Annotated in this window: 15 protein-coding genes; 9 read left to right on the forward strand and 6 right to left on the reverse strand. The window is 58.2% G+C overall.

From position 1 onward, the window contains the following. Positions 1 to 27: 27 nt before the first annotated feature. The 4 genes from IM300_RS07785 to feoC all read left to right on the forward strand — a co-directional run bounded on the left by IM300_RS07785 (position 28) and on the right by feoC (position 5502). A complete protein-coding gene (locus IM300_RS07785) occupies positions 28 to 2358 on the forward strand; it encodes a Tex family protein (RefSeq protein WP_193036114.1) in 2331 nt (776 codons plus the stop codon). 319 nt (positions 2359 to 2677) lie between these two features. After that, on the forward strand, positions 2678 to 2905 hold the full coding sequence (feoA, locus tag IM300_RS07790; RefSeq protein ID WP_006812243.1) for a ferrous iron transporter A: 228 nt from the start codon (positions 2678 to 2680) through the stop codon (positions 2903 to 2905). A 30-nt stretch (positions 2906 to 2935) separates the two neighbouring features. Beyond that, positions 2936 to 5254, forward strand: a complete 2319-nt coding sequence (gene feoB / locus IM300_RS07795; RefSeq protein ID WP_107534077.1) for a Fe(2+) transporter permease subunit FeoB — start codon at positions 2936 to 2938, stop codon at positions 5252 to 5254. An 11-nt stretch (positions 5255 to 5265) separates the two neighbouring features. Next, positions 5266 to 5502 (forward strand): [Fe-S]-dependent transcriptional repressor FeoC, encoded by a 237-nt coding sequence (gene feoC / locus IM300_RS07800; protein WP_193035993.1) that lies wholly within the window; start codon positions 5266 to 5268, stop codon positions 5500 to 5502. On the opposite strand, the gene bioH is transcribed toward feoC, so the two are convergent. After that, positions 5477 to 6259: a pimeloyl-ACP methyl ester esterase BioH gene (gene bioH / locus IM300_RS07805; protein WP_193035995.1), complete on the reverse strand. Its 783-nt coding sequence runs from the start codon at positions 6257 to 6259 to the stop codon at positions 5477 to 5479. The two genes, feoC and bioH, sit on opposite strands and share 26 nt — an antisense overlap. Positions 6260 to 6295: 36 nt before the next feature. Between bioH and gntX the strand changes: the two genes are divergently transcribed. The 3 genes from gntX to gntT all read left to right on the forward strand — a co-directional run bounded on the left by gntX (position 6296) and on the right by gntT (position 9293). Then, positions 6296 to 6976 (forward strand): DNA utilization protein GntX, encoded by a 681-nt coding sequence (gntX, locus tag IM300_RS07810; protein WP_193035997.1) that lies wholly within the window; start codon positions 6296 to 6298, stop codon positions 6974 to 6976. A 61-nt stretch (positions 6977 to 7037) separates the two neighbouring features. Next, positions 7038 to 7613, forward strand: coding sequence for a Fe-S biogenesis protein NfuA (nfuA, locus tag IM300_RS07815; RefSeq protein ID WP_063449522.1), 576 nt, complete (start codon positions 7038 to 7040; stop codon positions 7611 to 7613). 363 nt (positions 7614 to 7976) lie between these two features. After that, positions 7977 to 9293: a gluconate transporter gene (gntT, locus tag IM300_RS07820; RefSeq protein WP_193035999.1), complete on the forward strand. Its 1317-nt coding sequence runs from the start codon at positions 7977 to 7979 to the stop codon at positions 9291 to 9293. A gap of 87 nt (positions 9294 to 9380) precedes the next feature. Here gntT and malQ read toward each other — a convergent pair whose 3' ends face one another. Further along, positions 9381 to 11459, reverse strand: a complete 2079-nt coding sequence (gene malQ / locus IM300_RS07825; protein WP_193036001.1) for a 4-alpha-glucanotransferase — start codon at positions 11457 to 11459, stop codon at positions 9381 to 9383. Between the two features lie 9 nt (positions 11460 to 11468). Beyond that, a complete protein-coding gene (gene malP, locus IM300_RS07830) occupies positions 11469 to 13862 on the reverse strand; it encodes a maltodextrin phosphorylase (protein ID WP_193036003.1) in 2394 nt (797 codons plus the stop codon). Positions 13863 to 14434: 572 nt separating this feature from the next. On the opposite strand from malP, the gene malT reads away from it, so the two are divergent. Next, positions 14435 to 17140 carry an HTH-type transcriptional regulator MalT gene (gene malT / locus IM300_RS07835; protein WP_193036005.1) on the forward strand — a complete coding sequence of 902 codons (2706 nt, stop codon included), beginning with the start codon at positions 14435 to 14437 and terminating at the stop codon, positions 17138 to 17140. Positions 17141 to 17221: 81 nt separating this feature from the next. Here the strand turns inward: malT and IM300_RS07840 are convergent, their stop codons facing one another. The 3 genes from IM300_RS07840 to glpE are packed head-to-tail and all read right to left on the reverse strand — an operon-like array spanning position 17222 to position 19207. Further along, complete coding sequence (locus IM300_RS07840; RefSeq protein ID WP_063449527.1) at positions 17222 to 17980, reverse strand: DeoR/GlpR family transcriptional regulator; 759 nt, start codon at positions 17978 to 17980, stop codon at positions 17222 to 17224. 16 nt (positions 17981 to 17996) lie between these two features. After that, positions 17997 to 18827: a rhomboid family intramembrane serine protease GlpG gene (gene glpG, locus IM300_RS07845; protein WP_193036007.1), complete on the reverse strand. Its 831-nt coding sequence runs from the start codon at positions 18825 to 18827 to the stop codon at positions 17997 to 17999. Between the two features lie 47 nt (positions 18828 to 18874). Then, on the reverse strand, positions 18875 to 19207 hold the full coding sequence (gene glpE, locus IM300_RS07850) for a thiosulfate sulfurtransferase GlpE (protein WP_063865391.1): 333 nt from the start codon (positions 19205 to 19207) through the stop codon (positions 18875 to 18877). A 188-nt stretch (positions 19208 to 19395) separates the two neighbouring features. Here glpE and glpD point away from each other — a divergent pair, with 188 nt between their 5' ends. Then, positions 19396 to 20904, forward strand: a complete 1509-nt coding sequence (gene glpD / locus IM300_RS07855; RefSeq protein WP_112792199.1) for a glycerol-3-phosphate dehydrogenase — start codon at positions 19396 to 19398, stop codon at positions 20902 to 20904. Positions 20905 to 20907 lie beyond the last annotated feature (3 nt).

The raw sequence follows: 20907 nt of genomic DNA on the forward strand, positions 1-20907 counted from the left end.
ATTTTCGATCCACAAGATGAACTGACCATGATGAAAGAGTCGCTCTGCCGCATTATTGCGGGTGATATTCAGGCCAGAGCCGAACAGGTAGAAGCTGCCGTTCGCCTGCTTGATGAAGGGAACACCGTGCCGTTTATTGCACGTTATCGTAAGGAAGTCACCGGCGGTCTGGATGACACGCAGCTGCGTAACCTGGAGACGCGTCTGGGCTATCTGCGCGAACTGGAAGACCGACGTCAGGCGATCCTCAAATCTATCGGCGAGCAGGGCAAGCTGACCAGTGACCTGGAAAAAGCCATTAACGGCACCCTGAGCAAAACCGAACTTGAAGATCTCTATCTGCCGTACAAACCGAAGCGCCGCACGCGCGGGCAGATCGCGATCGAGGCCGGCCTTGAGCCGCTGGCCGACCTGCTGTGGAACGAGCCGTCTCACGACCCGGAAACCGAAGCCGCCAAATTTATCGACGTCGACAAAGGCGTAGCGGACACCAAAGCCGCACTGGACGGCGCTCGCTACATTCTGATGGAGCGTTTTGCCGAAGACGCGTCGCTGCTGGCCAAAGTGCGTGATTACCTGTGGAAGAATGCGCATATCGTCTCCACCGTGGTGACCGGCAAAGAGGAAGAAGGCGCGAAATTCCGCGACTATTTCGATCACCACGAGCCGATTTCTACCGCGCCGTCCCACCGCGCGCTGGCGATGTTCCGCGGCCGTAACGAAGGCGTGCTGCAACTCTCCCTGAATGCCGATCCGCAGTTTGACGAGCCGCCAAAAGAGAGCCACTGCGAGCAGATCATTATCGATCATCTCGGCCTGCGCCTGAACAACGCCCCGGCGGACAGCTGGCGCAAAGGCGTGGTGAGCTGGACATGGCGCATTAAGGTGCTGATGCACCTTGAAACCGAGCTGATGGGCACCGTGCGCGAGCGCGCCGAAGACGAAGCGATCAACGTCTTCGCCCGTAACCTGCATGACCTGCTGATGGCCGCCCCCGCTGGCCTGCGCGCCACCATGGGGCTCGATCCGGGTCTGCGTACCGGCGTGAAGGTGGCGGTCGTTGACGGCACCGGCAAGCTGGTCGCCACCGACACCATTTACCCGCACACCGGCCAGGCGGCTAAGGCGGCGACGGTCGTGGCGGCGCTGTGTGAAAAATATAACGTCGAGCTGGTCGCCATCGGTAACGGTACGGCGTCCCGCGAAACCGAGCGTTTCTATCTTGACGTGCAGAAGCAGTTCCCGAAAGTGACGGCGCAGAAGGTGATCGTCAGCGAGGCGGGGGCATCGGTCTATTCCGCCTCAGAGCTGGCGGCGCAGGAGTTCCCTGACCTGGACGTTTCCCTGCGCGGCGCGGTCTCTATCGCCCGTCGTTTACAGGATCCGCTGGCGGAGCTGGTGAAGATCGACCCGAAATCCATTGGCGTGGGCCAGTATCAGCACGACGTGAGCCAGACGCAGCTGGCGCGCAAGCTGGATGCGGTGGTGGAAGACTGCGTTAACGCCGTCGGCGTGGACCTGAACACCGCTTCCGTGCCCCTGCTGACCCGCGTGGCAGGCCTGACCCGCATGATGGCGCAGAATATCGTCGCCTGGCGCGATGAGAACGGTCAGTTCCAGAACCGCCAGCAGCTGCTGAAGGTGAGCCGCCTCGGGCCGAAAGCGTTTGAGCAGTGCGCGGGCTTCCTGCGCATCAACCACGGCGATAACCCGCTGGATGCCTCTACCGTTCACCCGGAAGCGTACCCGGTCGTTGAGCGTATTCTGGCCGCCACCCAGCAGGCGCTGAAAGACCTGATGGGCGACAGCAGCGCGCTGCGTAACCTGAAGGCGGTGGATTTCACCGACGAACAGTTCGGCGTGCCGACGGTGACCGACATCATCAAAGAGCTGGAAAAACCGGGCCGCGATCCGCGCCCTGAGTTCAAAACCGCGACCTTTGCTGACGGCGTGGAAACCATGAATGACCTGCTCCCGGGCATGGTGCTGGAAGGTGCGGTGACCAACGTGACCAACTTCGGCGCGTTTGTGGATATCGGCGTGCATCAGGATGGTCTGGTGCATATCTCTTCCCTCGCCGACAAGTTCGTTGAAGATCCGCACACCGTGGTCAAAGCGGGCGACATCGTGAAGGTGAAAGTGCTGGAAGTGGATCTCCAGCGCAAGCGTATCGCCCTGACCATGCGTCTGGACGAGCAGCCGGGCGACACCAGCGCGCGCCGTGGCGGTAATGGCGGTGGCCGTGAACAGCAGCGCCCGACAGCGAAAGCCGCGAAGCCACGCGGACGCGACGCACAGCCGGCGGGCAACAGCGCGATGATGGATGCGCTGGCAGCGGCAATGGGTAAGAAACGCTAAATCTGTAAATGCCCGGTGGCGCTACGCTTACCGGGCCTACGATTTTGTAGGCCGGGCAAATGCAGTGCCGCCCGGCAAGCAGGCCGCAGGAAATTAAAATAAATATGGTGTATCCATATTTAAACCACTATTTATCACTCCGTTAACAAAATACATTTATTCTTCCCTTTCGGTACTTCCGCAAATATTGAGCAAGGTCAATCCGACCGCAAAATAATACGCTTAACAACATCCCGTCACATTTTTATTATTGCTGATAAAAACTATTCTCATTATCATCGCAGTGTAGATTATTTAACCTCTCGTGGAATCAGGCGCTATGCAATTCACTCCAGACAGTGCGTGGAAAATTATCGGTTTTACCCGTGAGATAAGCCCGGCCTATCGGCAGAAGCTGCTGTCACTAGGTATGCTACCCGGCTCATCATTCCAGGTGGTGCGCGTCGCGCCGTTGGGCGACCCCATTCATATCGAAACCCGACGCGTTAATCTGGTTCTGCGAAAAAAAGATCTCGCATTAATTGAAGTTGAATCTTTATCCCGTTAACAAGCCAGCGGTTTCAGTGAGTCTACTACAATGAAAAAATTAACTATTGGCTTAATTGGCAATCCTAATTCCGGCAAGACAACCTTATTTAATCAGCTAACCGGCGCGCGCCAGCGCGTGGGAAATTGGGCAGGCGTAACGGTTGAACGCAAAGAAGGCCAGTTCACCACGACGGATAACCAGGTCACGCTGGTTGATTTACCGGGAACTTATTCCCTCACTACGATTTCCTCCCAGACCTCTCTCGATGAGCAAATTGCCTGCCACTATATTCTGAGCGGCGACGCGGATATGCTCATCAACGTGGTGGATGCTTCCAACCTCGAGCGCAATCTGTATCTCACGTTACAGTTGCTGGAGCTGGGTATTCCCTGCATCGTGGCGCTCAACATGCTCGACATCGCGGAAAAGCAAAAGCTGCGCATCGATGTCGACGCCCTCTCGGCCCGTCTGGGCTGCCCGGTGGTTCCGCTGGTTTCTACCCGCGCGCGCGGCATTGACGCCCTGAAGCTGGCGATTGACCGCCACGCGGGCAATGCCGACGTCGAGCTGGTGCACTACGCCCAGCCGCTGCTGCGCGAAGCCAGACAGCTGGCGCAGGAGATGGACAACACCATGCCCGCCAGACAGCGCCTGTGGCTTGGCCTGCAAATGCTGGAAGGCGATATCTACAGCCGCGCCTACGCGGGCGATGCGGCGGATAAGCTGGACGTTGCGCTGGCCCGCCTGAGCGACGAGCTGGATGACCCGGCCCTGCACATTGCCGATGCGCGCTATCAGGCCATCGCCGCGATCTGTGACGTGGTCAGTAATGCCTTAACCGCTGAACCGAGCCGCTTCACCGCCGCCGTGGATAAGATTGTGCTCAACCGCTTCCTCGGTTTGCCGATCTTTTTACTGGTGATGTACGTGATGTTCCTGCTCGCCATTAACATCGGCGGTGCATTACAACCCATCTTTGATGGCGGCTCTGTCGCTATCTTCGTGCACGGCATTCAGTGGCTGGGCTATACCCTCCACTTCCCGGAATGGCTGACTATCTTCCTTGCGCAGGGGATCGGCGGCGGGATCAACACCGTCCTCCCGCTGGTGCCGCAAATCGGCATGATGTACCTGTTCCTCTCCTTCCTTGAGGATTCCGGCTACATGGCGCGCGCGGCCTTCGTGATGGACCGCCTGATGCAGGCGCTGGGGCTGCCGGGCAAATCGTTCGTGCCGCTGATTGTCGGCTTCGGCTGTAACGTGCCGTCCGTGATGGGCGCGCGTACGCTGGATGCACCGCGCGAACGCCTGATGACCATCATGATGGCGCCGTTCATGTCCTGCGGCGCGCGTCTGGCGATCTTCGCGGTCTTTGCCGCGGCGTTCTTTGGTCAGGAAGGGGCGCTTGCCGTCTTCTCCCTGTATGTGCTGGGTATTGTGATGGCGATCCTCACCGGCCTGATGCTGAAGCACACCATCATGCGCGGCGAAGCGTCGCCGTTCGTGATGGAGCTGCCGGTGTATCACGTTCCGCACCTGAAAAGTCTGGTCATACAGACATGGCAACGTCTGAAGGGCTTCGTTCTGCGCGCCGGTAAGGTGATTGTTATCGTCAGCATTTTCCTGAGCGCCCTGAACAGCTTCACCCTGAGCGGCCAGGCGGCGGACAACATTAACGATTCCGCCCTCGCCTCCGTCAGCCGGATCATTACGCCGGTCTTCAAACCGATTGGCGTTCAGGAAGACAACTGGCAGGCAACCGTGGGCCTGTTCACCGGCGCGATGGCGAAAGAGGTGGTGGTCGGCACCCTGAACACGCTCTACACCGCTGAGAATATCCAGGAAGAGGAGTTTAATCCGGCAGCGTTTCACCTCGGCGATGAACTGCTCGGCGCGGTGGAAGAGACCTGGCAGAGCCTGAAAGATACCTTCAGCCTGAGCGTGCTGGCGAACCCGATTGAAGCCAGCAAAGGCGACGGCGAAATGGCGACCGGAGCAATGGGCGTGATGGGCCAGAAATTTGGCAGCGCGTCAGCGGCCTATAGCTACCTGATCTTCGTCCTGCTCTATATTCCGTGCATCTCGGTGATGGGCGCCATTGCCCGCGAGTCCAGCCGCGGCTGGATGGGCTTCTCCATTCTCTGGGGGCTGAACATTGCCTACTCGCTGGCGACGGTGTTTTATCAGACCGTCAATTACAGTCAGCATCCGCGCTACAGCCTGGTCTGTATTCTGGCGGTGATCCTGTTCAACGTGCTGGTGATTGGCCTGCTGCGCCGGGCGCGTAGCCGCGTTGACATTAATCTGCTGGCGACGCGCAAAACCCCAACCACCTGCTGTAGCAGCCCTGCGGGCGACTGTCACTGAGGAGGAAAGCGATGGCATCGTTGATTCAGGTCCGGGACTTACTGGCGTTGCAGGGGCGAATGGAGGCGAAGCAGCTCAGCCTCAGCCTGCATACGCCGCAGCCGATGATCGATGCCATGCTGGAAAGGCTGGAGGCCATGGGAAAAGTCGTGCGCATTCAGGAAGAGCCGGACGGTTGTCTGTCCGGCAGCTGTAAACATTGCCCGGATGGTAAAGCCTGCCTCAGGGAGTGGTGGACGCTTCGCTAATAAAACCGGACAGCGCCGAACAAAACTCAGCAGGATGAGAGATGAAAGGCGCATGTGCCGCTTTGGCAACCACCCGTGACTGACTCTCCGGCCACAGCGCATCCAGCAGCGGAACCACCTTACGCGGGACCAGCCCATCCAGATAGCCATAAATACGCAGATGCGGCACCGCCAGCGATGCCAGCGGCTCGCGCAGATCGACCGTTTTCAGGATTTCCAGCCCACCGTTCAGTACCTCAACGTCCGGCATCGGCAGGGAAAGCACCGTCTGCTTCAGCGTCCGTGCATCCTGACGGGCGGTTTCTGTCCCCATGGTTTGTAGCGCCAGAAAACGCTCCACCGTCCGCTGGAAGTCTTCGCTCAGCTGGTGCTGGAAACTGGCGAGCACCTCGGGTTTAATGCCCGGCCACGCCTCGCGGGCGCTGAAGCAGGGTGATGAGGCCACGGTCACCAGCGCCTGCACCCGCTCAGGATGGCTCAGCGCAATCTGGCTTGCCACCAGCCCGCCAAGGCTCCAGCCGAGCCAGACGGCTTTTTGCGGCGCGGCATCCAGAACCTGCTTCGCCATGTCGTCGAGCGTCATCGCCCCATAGCCGCGGCTGCGGCCATACCCCGGCAGATCGACCAGGTGCACCGTAAATTGCGAGGCCAGTTCCTCACTTATGCAACGCCACACTTCGGCGTTCAGTCCCCATCCGTGCAGCAGCACAAGATGACAATTTCCCGTTCCAACGGTCTGCCACCACAGCGTCTTCATCAGCTATCGTTCTCTTTTTTTACATGGAGGTTGCGTATGCTAACAGTGCCCGGCTTGTGCTGGCTATGCCGAATGCCGCTTGCGCTGAGTAAGTGGGGCGTCTGTTCCGTTTGTACGCGAGCGCTGGGCTGGCTGAAGGGCTGCCCGCAATGCGGCTTGCCTGCCGTCAGCCAGACGCTCCCCTGCGGTCGATGCCTGAAAAAAGCGCCGCCGTGGCACGCGCTGGTGGCGGTGGATGATTACGTTTTGCCGCTGAGCCGTCTGGTTCATCAGTTTAAGTTTTCCAGCCAGACCCGCCTGGCGAAGCCGCTGGCGCGTCTGCTATTACTGGCGGTCTTGCAGGCGCGGCGAACACGGGGGCTGCCGAAGATCGACATAATTATGAACGTGCCCCTCTTCCGGCGTCGCCACTGGCAGCGGGGATATAATCAAAGCGACCTGCTGTGCCGTCCGCTCGCCCGCTGGCTGGGCTGTCGGTACGCTGCCTGCGCGCTGAAGCGCGTACATGCCACTGCGGTTCAGCACCGCCTCAATGCCCGGCTGCGCAAAAGGAACCTGAAAAACGCCTTTCGCCTTGAATTGCCGGTCAACGGTCTCCATATCGCGATTGTGGATGATGTCGTCACCACGGGCAGTACCGTCGCTGAACTTTCCCGACTGCTTTTGCAAAGCGGCGCCGCGTCAGTTCAGGTATGGTGTCTGTGCCGTACCTTGTAGCCCTTCTCCAATGGGCGTATGATTATACCCAGGTAATTTAGTCAACTATTAGGCCAAAGCTATGATCCGTATTTCCGATTCTGCACAAGCGCACTTTGCCAAACTGCTGGCAAATCAGGAAGAAGGGACGCAGATCCGCGTGTTTGTGATCAATCCAGGCACTCCGAATGCAGAATGTGGTGTCTCTTATTGTCCTCCGGATGCCGTGGAAGCAACTGACACTGCCCTTAAATTTGAACAGCTCACCGCATACGTTGATGAGCTGAGCGCGCCGTATCTTGAAGATGCGGAGATTGATTTCGTTACCGACCAGCTGGGCTCTCAGCTGACGCTGAAAGCGCCAAACGCGAAGATGCGTAAAGTCTCTGACGATGCCCCGCTGATGGAGCGCGTGGAATATCTGCTGCAATCGCAGATCAACCCACAGCTTGCCGGCCACGGTGGACGAGTTTCCCTGATGGAAATCACCGAAGAGGGTCTGGCGATCCTGCAATTTGGCGGCGGCTGTAACGGCTGCTCCATGGTCGATGTTACCCTGAAAGAAGGGATCGAAAAGCAGCTGCTGAACGAATTCCCTGAACTGAAAGGCGTGCGCGATCTGACCGAGCACCAGCGCGGCGAGCACTCTTACTACTAATTCAGTACCCGTCTGTATTGCCCGGTGGCGCTGCGCTTACCGGGCCTACAAATACAGTCTGCAAGGATCGTAGGCCGGGTAAGGCGAAGCCGCCACCCGGCTTTTGATTTCCCGCCGATCTCACTCCATATGTTGACCTGCGTCTCATAATTCACATTTTGCCTCCCTGGGTGATTCTCAATCACAGCATGTTACCCGTATCATTCCCATGGGCACTCAACACCCCTATAACAGCCGACTAAACTTAACGTTTTCGCAGGCATCAGTATGAGTGCCGTTAACGCTCTGTTCCCAGTTGGGACAACCGGAATTTGTCGTTGAAACAATGACGTTACCCATAACAATTCAAAGGCCAGGTCAATCATGCCATTAGTCATCGTCGCTATCGGTGTTGTGTTATTACTGCTCTTGATGATCCGCTTCAAAATGAACGGATTTATCGCTCTGGTTCTGGTGGCACTTGCAGTCGGTCTGATGCAGGGAATGCCGCTGGTTAAAGTTATCAGCTCCATCAAAGCCGGTGTCGGCGGTACGCTCGGCAGCCTGGCGCTGATCATGGGCTTCGGCGCCATGCTGGGTAAAATGCTCGCGGACTGCGGTGGCGCGCAGCGTATTGCCACCACGCTTATCGATAAATTTGGCAAGCAGCATATCCAGTGGGCGGTGGTCTTAACCGGTTTTACCGTCGGTTTCGCGCTGTTCTATGAAGTGGGCTTCGTGCTGATGCTGCCGCTGGTGTTCACCATCGCCGCTGCCGCCAATATCCCGCTGCTGTTCGTGGGCGTGCCGATGGCTGCGGCGCTGTCCGTCACCCACGGCTTCCTGCCGCCGCACCCGGGCCCAACCGCTATCGCCACCATCTTCCACGCCGATATGGGTAAAACCTTGCTGTTCGGCACGATTCTGGCGATCCCAACGGTTATCCTGGCGGGCCCTGTTTATGCGCGCTTCCTGAAAAGCATTGATAAGCCCATCCCGGAAGGCCTGTACAGCGCCAAAACCTTCTCAGAAGAAGAGATGCCGGGCTTTGGCGTCAGCGTCTGGACCTCACTGGTGCCGGTGATCCTGATGGCGATGCGTGCCGTAGCGGAGATGGTTCTGCCGAAAGGTCACGCGTTCCTGTCCGTTGCAGAGTTCCTGGGCGACCCGGTAATGGCAACGCTGATTGCGGTACTGATTGCGATGTTCACCTTCGGTCTTAACCGCGGTCGCTCCATGGATCAGATCAACGACACGCTGACCTCTTCCATCAAAATCATCGCCATGATGCTGCTGATCATCGGCGGCGGCGGCGCGTTCAAGCAGGTGCTGGTCGACAGCGGCGTGGATAAATACATCGCTGCCATGATGCACGAAACCAACGTCTCCCCGCTGCTGATGGCGTGGTCTATCGCCGCCGTTCTGCGTATTGCGCTGGGTTCTGCAACCGTTGCGGCGATCACCGCGGGCGGCATCGTTGCACCGCTGATTGCCACGACGGGCGTCAGCCCTGAGCTGATGGTTATCGCGGTCGGTTCCGGTAGCGTGATTTTCTCCCACGTGAACGATCCGGGCTTCTGGCTGTTCAAGGAGTACTTCAACCTGACCATCGGTGAAACCATCAAGTCCTGGTCCGCGCTGGAGACCATTATTTCGGTGTGTGGCCTGGTCGGGGTGCTGCTGTTGAATATGGTGGTTTAATGCCCGAAGTCGGGTGGCGGCTACGCCTTACCCGACCTACATGAGCATTACCTGATAATAAAAAACCCGCCACTGGCGGGTTTTTTATCACTTCTTCCCGGCTGCTTTTCGCCGCTTATCCAAATCCTTAATCAGCCTGTTCACGCCGTCATCCGTAAACATCTTCTCAAGCGTAGTGGAGAGCTTGCGACGCCAGTTTTTGTACTGATAGCTGGTGCCGGGAACGTTAACCGGCTCCGCCATATCAATCCAGTCTTCGGGTTGCAGGCCGAGCAACGCGCTGTTGCTGTCGGCAATAAAGCGCTGTAAGCCACGGTTAAGCGTTGGCGTCATCGACATCAGCGACGCCTTATGCCCGGCGCGCTTCGGCAGACAGCCATGCTTATGCAGCGCGTCCAGCAGCCCCTGCTTCGCCAGCTCGCGATCCTGATACAGCCCGCGCAGAACCTCTTCATCAGGATAGAGACCCAGCGTTTTGCCGAGCGTCAGGTCACCGCTTTCCCAGTAGCCTCTGAGCGTAGGAAGATCGTGCGTCGTCGCGACTGCCATTGACTGTTCAGGGTACGCTTTCGGCGCGCGGAAGGTTTTCTCAAGGTCGTTTTCAAAATAGAGCACTTTGTAGGAGTAAACCCCGCTGTCGCGGAGCTTGCTGACAATCTCAACCGGCACCGTACCGAGATCTTCACCAATCACCATGCACTGATGACGTTGACTCTCCAGCGCGAGGATCGACAGCAGATCGTCCACCGGATACTGCACGTACGCCCCGTGATCGGCCGTTTCACCGTATGGGATCCACCACAGACGCAGCACGGACATCACGTGATCGATACGCAGCGCCCCGCAGTTCTGCATGTTCGCGCGCAGCAGGTCGATAAACGGCTCGTAGGCACGCGCCGCCATCACGTGCGGATCCATCGGCGGCAGGCCCCAGTTCTGACCGAGCGGGCCCAGGATGTCCGGCGGCGCACCCACGGAAGCCTTCAGGCAATAAAGCTCACGGTCACACCAGGTTTCCGCCCCGCCTTCCGCCACGCCGACGGCCAAATCGCGATACAGCCCGATCGGCATGTTATAGCCCTGGCTCACCTGCCAGCAGGCGGCAAACTGGCTGTACGCCAGCCACTGCAACCAGAGATAGAAATCCACCTCGTCGGCATGCGTCTTACAGAACGCTTTTACTTCCGGGGTATCCACGGACTGATACGCTTCCGGCCACACCGGCCAGCCCCAGCGCATCTCGTCCTCTTGCACCTGATACGCGTGCAGCGCATCAAACGCCGCCTGCCAGTACAGGCTCTCACCTTCCTGCATCACAAACTGGCGGAAGGCTGCCATCTGCGCGTCGTCACGCTTCGCAAAGCCCTTCCATGCCAGACGCAGCGCCGCGATTTTTAACGCGGTCACGGTGGCATAGTCCACCCACTCCGCATCGCGAGCCTGTTGCAGCATCTGCTGCGTGGTGTCCAGCTTCCACCAGGCCTGCGCCTCTTTGCTGTTTTTGAAATCGTCTAACGCGTTGACGTCGATGTAAATCACGTTCAGCCAGCGGCGGGAAGACGGGCTGTACGGGCTCGCGCTTTCCGGGTTGGCCGGATAGAGGGCGTGGATCGGGTTGAGGCCGATAAACGCCCCGCCGCGCTCCCCCACGGATACCAGCATATTCTTCAGGTCACCGAAATCGCCGATGCCCCAGTTGCTGTCGGAACGCAGCGTATAGAGCTGCACGCAGGCGCCCCACAGTTTTTTGCCTTCGAGCAGCGCCTGCGGCTCATAGCAGCGCTTCGGCGCGACGATCACCCGACAGTGGAAGCGGCTGTCATTCTGGGTGAGCGTCAGGCTGTGGTAGCCCTCCGGCAGCTTTGCCGGAAGGTTGATCGTTTTGCCGCCGGTGGCGTGGCCTTTGTGCTGGTGCCCCTCTTCGGTAGTGAGCAGCCAGCTGAATTCGCCGCGCCCTTCCACCGTCAGCGGCATCTTTTTGCCTGCGGTAAAGACCTTCACGTTCGGCACTGGCGTACCCGACGCTTTCGCGTCGGTTTTATGCATGGCATCCAGCAAACGTCTTTTGGTGTCCGCACCAATAGACTGCGGTTTGCCGTGCGCATTGATGTAACTGAGGCTAATTCCCGCCGCCTGCGCGGCACTGTCCAGACGTTTACTCTCCATCGCGCTTCCTTAGCGTTTTGCCTGCCAGATACGGGCCTGATAATCACGGATTGAGCGGTCAGAGCTGAACATGCCGCAGCGCGCGGTGTTCAGGATACACGCGCGGGTCCAGGCGTCCTGGTCGCGGTACAGCACGTCGACCTGCTTCTGCGCTTCAACATAAGCCGTGAAGTCAGCCATCACCAGATACGGATCGCCGCCCTGTTTGTCCATGCTGTGCAGCATCTGGTCAAACGCGTGCTTGTCGCCGTCGCTGTACTTACCGCTTTCCAGCTCTTTCAGCACCGCATCCAGCACTTTGTCTTTTTTACGCCATTTCACCGGGTCGTACCCTTTGGCTTTGATGGCTTTCACTTCTTCAACAGTATGGCCGAAGATAAAGATGTTCTCTTCACCGACCTTCTCCGCAATTTCGACGTTCGCGCCGTCCAGCGTGCCGACGGTCAGCGCGCCGTTCAGGGCCAGCTTCATGTTGCCGGTACCGGACGCTTCTTTACCGGCGGTTGAGATCTGCTCGGAGATATCCGCCGCCGGGATCAGCATTTCAGCCGCAGAGACGCAGTAGTCCGGCAGGAACACCACCTTCAGCTTGTCGCCCACTTTCGGATCGCTGTTGATCGCCGCCGCTACTTTATTAATGGCGAGGATAATGTTTTTCGCCAGGTAGTAGCCCGGCGCCGCTTTCGCACCGAACAGGAACACGCGCGGCACGCGGTCGGCCTGCGGGTTCTCGCGGATCTCTTTGTACAGCGCCAGAATGTGCAGCAGGTTCAGGTGCTGACGCTTGTACTCGTGCAGACGTTTGATCTGAATATCGAAAATCGCGTTCGGGTTGATTTCAATCCCGGTGCGCATTTTCACGAACGCCGCCAGGCGAACTTTGTTCTCCAGCTTGATCGCGCGGTACTGCTCGCGGAACTTCGCGTCGTCGGCATATTTTTCCAGGTTGATGAGCTGGTCCAGGTCGTTGGCCCACTCTTTCTTCAGGGTCTTATCCAGCAGGCCGGCCAGCAGCGGGTTGCACTGCTTGATCCAGCGGCGCGGCGTGATGCCGTTGGTCACGTTGTGGAATTTGGTCGGCCACAGCTGGTGGTATTCCGGGAACAGGTCTTTCACCACCAGGTCAGAGTGCAGCGCCGCCACGCCGTTGACCGCAAAACCGCTGACTACGCACATGTTCGCCATGCGCACCTGCTTGTCGTGCACCACGGCCAGCTTCGCCCAGACGGGCTTATCGCCCGGCCAGGTTTTCTCCACCAGCGTTTTGAACTGGTCGTTAATCTTATTGATGATCTGCATATGGCGCGGCAGCAGCGTTTTCACCAGCTTCTCATCCCAGCACTCCAGCGCTTCCGGCATCAGGGTGTGGTTGGTGTAGGCGAAGGTACGGCTGGTGATGGCCCAGGCGTCGTCCCAGCTCAGCTGATGCTCGTCAATCAGCACGCGCAGCAGTTCCGGGATGGCAATGGTCGGGTGCGTGTCGTTGAGCTGAATGACTTCGAAGTCCGGCAGCTGTGCCAGCTTGCGGCCCGCCAGGTGATGGCGACGCAGAATGTCCGCCACGGAGCAGGCGCACTGGAAGTACTGCTGCATCAGGCGCAGCTTTTTACCCGCCAGATGGTTGTCGTTCGGGTAGAGCACTTTGGTCAGCTTCTCGGCGTCGATACCCTGCTGCTCGGCGCGCAGGAAATCACCGTCGTTGAATTTGGTCAGGTTGAACGGATGCGCGTGCTTCGCCTGCCACAGGCGCAGCGGCTGCGCCACGCCGTTACGGTAGCCGAGCACCGGCAGGTCCCAGGCTTCACCGGTAATAGTGAACGCCGGCTCCCAGAGCCCTTGCTTCGTCACTTTCCCGCCAATCCCGACCTGCACGTCCAGCTGCGCGTTGTGGCGGAACCACGGATAGGTATTACGGTGCCAGTCGTCCGGCGCTTCCATCTGGTGGCCGTCAGCGAACGACTGACGGAACAGGCCGTACTGGTAGTTCAGGCCATAGCCAATCGCCGACTGGCCAACCGTTGCCATGGAATCCAGGAAGCAGGCTGCCAGACGTCCCAGTCCGCCGTTACCCAGCGCCGGGTCCGTCTCTTCTTCCAGCAAATCGGTCAGGTTGATGTCGTGTTCTTTCAGCACGTCACCCACTTCCTGATACCAGCCAAGGTTCAGCAGATTGTTGCCTGTCAGACGGCCAATCAGGAACTCCATCGAAATGTAGTTGACGTGACGTTGGCCCTTAACAGGCTTCGTCACGGGCTGAGCGTCCAGCTGCTCCGCGAGCGCCCCGCTCACCGCCTGCCACCACTGGTGAGGCGTCATCTCGTTTGCAGCATGAAGGCCAAAACGCTGCCACTGACGCGTCAGGGCAGCCTGAAATTGAGCTTTGTTGAAAGTAGGCTGTGACATAGGGAATCGGCATCCTGTAGAGAGAAAACACATTTGACGCTAGTGTGCCTGGCTCACTGCGCCTCTTCCTCATCCTGTCGGGGATTAGGCAGGGAGGAGTAGCGGGGATGAGCATAAAAGTGTGATCGAGGCCACTGTGTGAGTGTGCGCTTCGCAAAAAAAGATATACCGGAAGCGTGTCAAAGAAGTGAAATACCGTTTCGGAGGAAATTAATCATCGCTGAAATGATTACTTACGAAGAATATGATTTCCGGGCGCCCGGATTATTCAGCACCACTATTAAGCCCGCGCAACCTTTGCCAAAGTTTATTAACTTCAGCGTCATTATCTCCTCCTGAAACCAGTTTCAGCGCAACCGTACACCATGCAGACAAGCCAGCAGCAGCGCGGCATCCAGCCATTTAACAAAAGTTCCAACATAGATGAGAATGTTTTGTGACAGAGTGCAAATTCAGAGCCTCCAAACCCAGACATAACTTGCAATAGTTCCTGTATTGGCCGAACTTATAGGTATTAATTACGAAGCGCAAAAAAAATAAATTTTCTCGTTCCCCACAGTGAAGTGAAAACTATGTTGATTCCGTCCAAATTAAGTCGCCCGGTTCGTCTTGACCATACTGTGGTCCGCGAGCGCCTGCTGGCTAAACTTTCCGGTGCGCATAATTTCCGACTGGCGCTGGTTACGAGTCCTGCGGGTTATGGAAAAACAACGCTCATTTCACAGTGGGCGGCAGGCAAAAGCGATCTTGGCTGGTACTCCCTGGATGAAGGGGATAACCAGCAGGAGCGTTTTGCCAGCTATTTAATTGCCGCTATTCAGCAGGCAACCAACGGGCACTGCGTCACCAGCGAGGTGATGGTGCAGAAGCGCCAGTACGCCAGCCTGTCCTCTCTTTTCTCACAGCTGTTTATTGAACTGGCCGAATGGCATCGCCCGCTGTACGTGGTGATTGATGATTATCATCTGATCACGAACCCGGTCATTCACGAGTCGATGCGTTTCTTCCTACGCCATCAGCCGGAAAACCTGACGCTGGTGGTCCTGTCGCGCAACCTTCCGCAACTGGGCATTGCTAACCTGCGCGTGCGCGATCAGCTGCTGGAAATCGGCAGCCAGCAGCTGGCCTTTACCCATCAGGAAGCGAAACAGTTCTTTGACTGCCGTCTGACGTCTCCGATCGAGGCGTCTGAAAGCAGCCGCCTGTGTGATGACGTTGCAGGCTGGGCCACGGCGCTTCAGCTGATTGCTCTCTCCGCGCGGCAAAACAACAGCCCGACGCACCAGTCGGCACGCCGCCTGGCGGGCATCAACGCCAGCCACCTGTCGGATTATCTGGTGGATGAGGTACTCGACAGCGTTGACCTCTCCACCCGCCATTTCCTGCTGAAAAGCTCCCTGCTGCGTTCGATGAACGATGCGCTGATCGTGCGCGTCACCGGCATCGAAAACGGGCAGCTTCAGCTCGAAGAGATTGAACGTCAGGGTCTGTTCCTGACGCGCATGGACGATCCCGGCGAATGGTTTAGCTACCATCCGCTGTTTGGCAGCTTCCTGCGCCAGCGCTGTCAGTGGGAGCTGGCCGCAGAGCTGCCTGATATTCACCGCGCCGCCGCCGAAAGCTGGATGGCGCAAGGTTTCCCGAGCGAGGCTATCCACCACGCGCTGGCCGCCGGGGATGCCGGTATGCTGCGCGATATTCTGCTCAATCACGCGTGGGGGCTGTTCAACCACAGCGAACTGTCGCTGCTGGAAGAGTCGTTGAAAGCGCTGCCGTGGGAGAGCCTGCTGGAGAATCCGCGTCTGGTGCTGCTCCAGGCCTGGCTGATGCAGAGTCAGCATCGCTACAGCGAAGTGAACACCCTGCTGGCGCGCGCCGAGCAGGAGATGGAAAGCGAGATGGATACCATCCTGCACGGCGAGTTTAACGCCCTGCGCGCGCAGGTGGCGATTAACGACGGCGACCCGGATGAGGCCGAACGGCTGGCGATGGTCGCGCTGGATGAGCTGCCGCTGGCGAATTTTTACAGCCGCATTGTGGCCACCTCGGTGCACGGCGAAGTGCTGCACTGCAAGGGCGATCTCACGCGTTCGCTTTCGCTCATGCAGCAAACCGAACAGATGGCGCGCCGCCACGATGTCTGGCATTACGCCCTGTGGAGCCTGATCCAGCAAAGCGAGATTTTATTTGCTCAGGGGTTCCTGCAAGCCGCCTGGGAAAACCAGGAGAAAGCGTTCCAGCTGATCCGTGAACAGCATCTGGAACAGCTGCCGATGCACGAGTTCCTGTTGCGTATTCGCGCTCAGCTGCTGTGGGCATGGTCGCGTCTGGATGAAGCAGAAAGCTGCGCCCGCCAGGGGCTGAACGTGCTTTCGAGCTTCCAGCCTCAACAGCAACTCCAGTGTCTGGCCCTGCTGGTACAGTGCTCGCTGGCGCGCGGTGACCTGGATAATGCCCGCAACCACCTTAATCGCCTGGAAAACCTGCTCGGCAATGGGCAGTACCATAGCGACTGGGTGTCCAACGCCGATAAGGTTCGGGTAATTTACTGGCAGATGACCGGCGATAAAAAGTCCGCCGCCCACTGGCTGCGTCAGACGCCTAAGCCAGAATTTGCCAATAACCACTTCCTGCAAAGCCAGTGGCGCAATATTGCCCGCGTGCAGATCCTGATGGGTGACTACGAGCCTGCCGAGATCGTGCTGGAAGAGTTAAATGAAAACGCCCGCAGCCTGCGTCTGATGAGCGATTTGAACCGCAACCTGCTGCTGTTAAACCAGCTTTACTGGCAGGCGGGACGTAAAAACGATGCCCAGCGCGTGCTGCTGGAAGCGTTGCAGCTGGCGAACCGCACCGGGTTTATCAGCCACTTTGTGATTGAAGGTGAAGTGATGGCCCAGCAGCTGCGCCAGCTGATTCAGCTCAACACGCTGCCGGAACTCGACCAGCATCGCGCCCAGCGCATTCTGCGCGAGATCAACCAGCATCACCGCCACAAGTTTGCGCACTTCGATGAGAACTTCGTGGAGCGTCTGCTGAACCATCCGGAAGTGCCGGAACTTATCCGCACCAGCCCGCTCACTCAGCGTGAATGGCAGGTGCTGGGGCTGATCTACTCCGGTTACAGCAATGACCAGATAGCCGGTGAGCTGGCCGTCGCGGCGACCACCATCAAAACGCACATTCGTAATCTGTATCAGAAGCTGGGCGTGGCGCACCGTCAGGACGCGGTACAGCATGCGCAGCAGCTGTTGAAGATGATGGGGTACGGTGTGTAATTTATTGCCCGGCGGCGCTACGCTTGCACGGGCCTACGGGTTTTGTAGGTCGGGTAAGCGCAGCGCCACCCGACAAAACGGTTAGCACAGCTCTAACTGCACATTATTATCCTTAATCACCTGCATAACGCCCGCCGGCGGCATTACGTCGGTATAGACCGCATTCACCAGGCTAATGCTGCCCATGTTCACCATCGCGTTACGGCCAAACTTCGAGTGGTCCACCACCAGCATCACATGGCGCGAGTTCTCAATAATCGCGCGCTTGGTGCGTACCTCATGATAATCAAACTCCAGCAGCGAGCCGTCGGTGTCGATGCCGCTGATCCCCAGAATGCCGAAATCGAGGCGGAACTGGGAGATAAAATCGAGCGTCGCTTCACCGATAATGCCCCCGTCGCGGCTGCGTAGCTCGCCGCCCGCGAGGATGATGCGGAAATCATCCTTCTGCATCAGGGTGTTGGCCACGTTCAGGTTGTTAGTGACCACGCGCAGGTTCTCGTGATCCAGCAGCGCGTGGGCGACCGCTTCCGGCGTGGTGCCGATATCAATAAACAGCGTCGCGCCGTTCGGGATCTGGCTCGCAACCTTACGGGCGATACGCTCTTTCTCTGCCGTTTGCGTCGCCTTACGGTCATGCCACGAGGTGTTCACCGAGCTGGACGGCAGCGCGGCGCCGCCGTGATGCCGCAGAATACGGTTCTGATCGGCAAGGTCGTTCAGGTCACGACGGATGGTTTGCGGGCTGACGGCAAACTGCTCGACCAGCTCTTCGGTACTGACGTATCCCTGTTTTTTGACCAGTTCGATAATGGCGTCATGACGTTGTGTTTGTTTCATCAATTATCCCTGAGAATTATGTTCGTTTTCGCTCATGGAGCGTATCGGCAAGCGCCATCGCCAGCCCGACCGCCAGGCCGGTAACGTGCGCACCATTGGCGATAGACATACCAAACAGATCAAACCATCCGGCAATAAGCCATATTAACGCAAAGGTTATTAATCCACGTTGTAAATAGATGCCGCTTTCCGGGTCGCGCTCGCCTCTGAGCCAGGCGTAGCCCATCAGGGCGTAAACCACGCCGGATAACCCGCCAAACCACGGGCCGCTGAATTTATGCTGCACATAGCCGCTCAACAGGGCGCTGATCACGGTGATGACAATCAGCTTGCCGCTGCCGAGCCGCTTCTCCACCGCCCCGCCGAGATACCACCACCACAGCAGGTTAAAGAGGATATGCATCACCGAGAAGTGCATCAGCGCATGCGTGAAGTAGCGCCAGACGTCAAATTGCAGGGAGGGATCGTACGGCCATGCGAGGGCAATCATCACGCTCTGGTCGCCCACCACGTTCATAATAATGAAGACAATAATGCAGGCTGCCATCAGCAGCAGCGTAAACGGGCCCGCGCGCTCGCGTATCGTGGCAAGGAAGGGAAAGCGGCTGTAATGCAGTCCGCTGCCGGTCTGTCCGGACTGCCAGCTTGCCGCCAGATAGCGCGGGTCGCCCGGGTTTTCCAGAAAACGCGCCAGCTCGGCGTTCACGCGCTCGGCCTGGCTTTCGTCCGCCAGCCAGACGTCCGTCTGCGTATGCTGCTGAATAGTCAGGATTATGCCCTGCGTCGCCATATAGTCGACAAACGCCTGGGCGACGCGCGGGTTGGTAAAAGAGGTGATCATCAACATGGGCAGCGGTCGCTTATTTCCACACAAAAGGGGACAGTATAGCGGGATCAGCGCTCAAACGCGTATTCAACTTCTGCCGGGAAATGACGGTGCCAGGCATCAAAGCCGCCGTCGACGCTGTACACCGCATCGTAGCCCTGCTGGATCAGATACTGCGCTGCGCCTTTACTGCTGTTGCCGTGGTAACACATCACCATCACCGGGGTTTCGAAGTCGTTATCGCGCATAAACGCGCCCAGCGTGTCGTTGGTCAAATGGAACGCGCCCGGCGTGTGGCCCATGGCAAAGCTCTGCGGATCGCGGATGTCCACCAGCACCGCGGTTTTCTGGTGCATCTTCTGATGGGCTTCTTCTACGTTAATACATTCAAACTGATCCATGGTGTTCTCTTTACAGTGGTCAACGACAAGATTTTACCCCGTAGTGTACGTCCTGGCGGCGGGTAAACGCCATTATGTTATCCATATCACTCTAAATTGTTTTTTTGATGTTACCAAAAGCGCGTTCCTTTGCTATTATGAGCGATATCGAACATTTCTGAGCTTTAACGAAAGTGCATGAGGGTGTTATGGAAACCAAAGATCTGATTGTGATAGGCGGTGGCATCAACGGTGCCGGTATTGCGGTTGATGCCGCAGGACGCGGTTTATCCGTGCTGATGCTGGAAGCTAACGATCTCGCCTGCGCGACGTCGTCCGCCAGCTCCAAGCTGATCCACGGTGGCCTGCGCTACCTGGAACACTACGAATTCCGCCTGGTCAGCGAAGCGCTGGCCGAACGCGAAGTGCTGCTGAAAATGGCCCCGCATCTGGCGATCCCGATGCGCTTCCGCCTGCCTCACCGCCCGCACCTGCGCCCGGCGTGGATGATCCGCATCGGCCTGTTTATGTACGATCATCTCGGCAAACGCACCAGCCTGCCGGGTTCGAACGGTTTGCGTTTTGGCTCAGAATCGGTCCTTAAGCCTGAAATCGTGCGCGGTTTCGAATATTCCGACTGCTGGGTGGACGATGCGCGTCTGGTGCTGGCTAACGCCCAGATGGTCGAGAAGAAAGGCGGCGAGGTGAAAACCCGCACCCGCGCGACCGCCGCCCGCCGCGAAAACGGCCTGTGGATTGTGGAAGCAGAAGACGTGGATACCGGCGAGAAGTTCAGCTGGAAAGCACGCGGCCTGGTGAACGCCACCGGCCCGTGGGTGAAGCAGTTCTTCGACGATGGAATGCACCTGCCTTCACCGTACGGCATTCGCCTGATCAAGGGCAGCCACATTGTGGTGCCGCGCGTACATACCCAGAAGCAGGCCTACATCCTGCAAAACGAAGACAAGCGCATCGTGTTTGTGATCCCGTGGATGGACGAGTTCTCCATCATCGGCACCACCGACGTGGAGTACAAAGGCGATCCGAAAAACGTTGAGATCGACGAGAGTGAAGTCAGCTACCTGCTGAAGGTGTACAACGCGCACTTTAAGAAACAGCTGGCGCGCGATGACGTGGTCTGGACCTACTCCGGCGTGCGTCCGCTGTGCGATGACGAATCTGACTCACCGCAGGCCATCACCCGCGACTATACGCTCGATATTCATGACGTAGACGGTCAGGCACCGCTGCTGTCGGTGTTTGGCGGCAAGCTCACCACCTACCGCAAGCTGGCCGAGCACGCGCTGGAAAAACTGGCGCCGTACTATAAAGGCATCGGCCCCGCGTGGACCAAAGAGGCGGTACTGCCGGGCGGAGATATCGGCGATAACCGCGACGATTACGCCGCGAAGCTGCGTCGCCGCTTCCCGTTCATCACCGAAGGGATGGCTCGCCACTATGCCCGCACCTACGGCAGCAATACCGAGCTGTTCCTCGGCGACGCGAAAGAGATTGGCGACCTGGGCGAGCATTTCGGTCATGAGCTGTATGAAGCGGAGCTGCGCTACCTGGTTGAACACGAGTGGGTGCGCCGCCTGGACGATGCCATCTGGCGTCGTACTAAAGAAGGGATGTGGCTGAATGCCGAGCAGCAGTCTCGCGTCGCGCAGTGGCTGGCGCAACATGCGGGAAAGCGTGAATTGTCGCTGGCGTCCTGAGGG

The organism is Enterobacter cloacae complex sp. I2 (assembly GCF_014896205.1).
Taxonomy (GTDB): Bacteria; Pseudomonadota; Gammaproteobacteria; order Enterobacterales; family Enterobacteriaceae; genus Enterobacter; species Enterobacter quasihormaechei.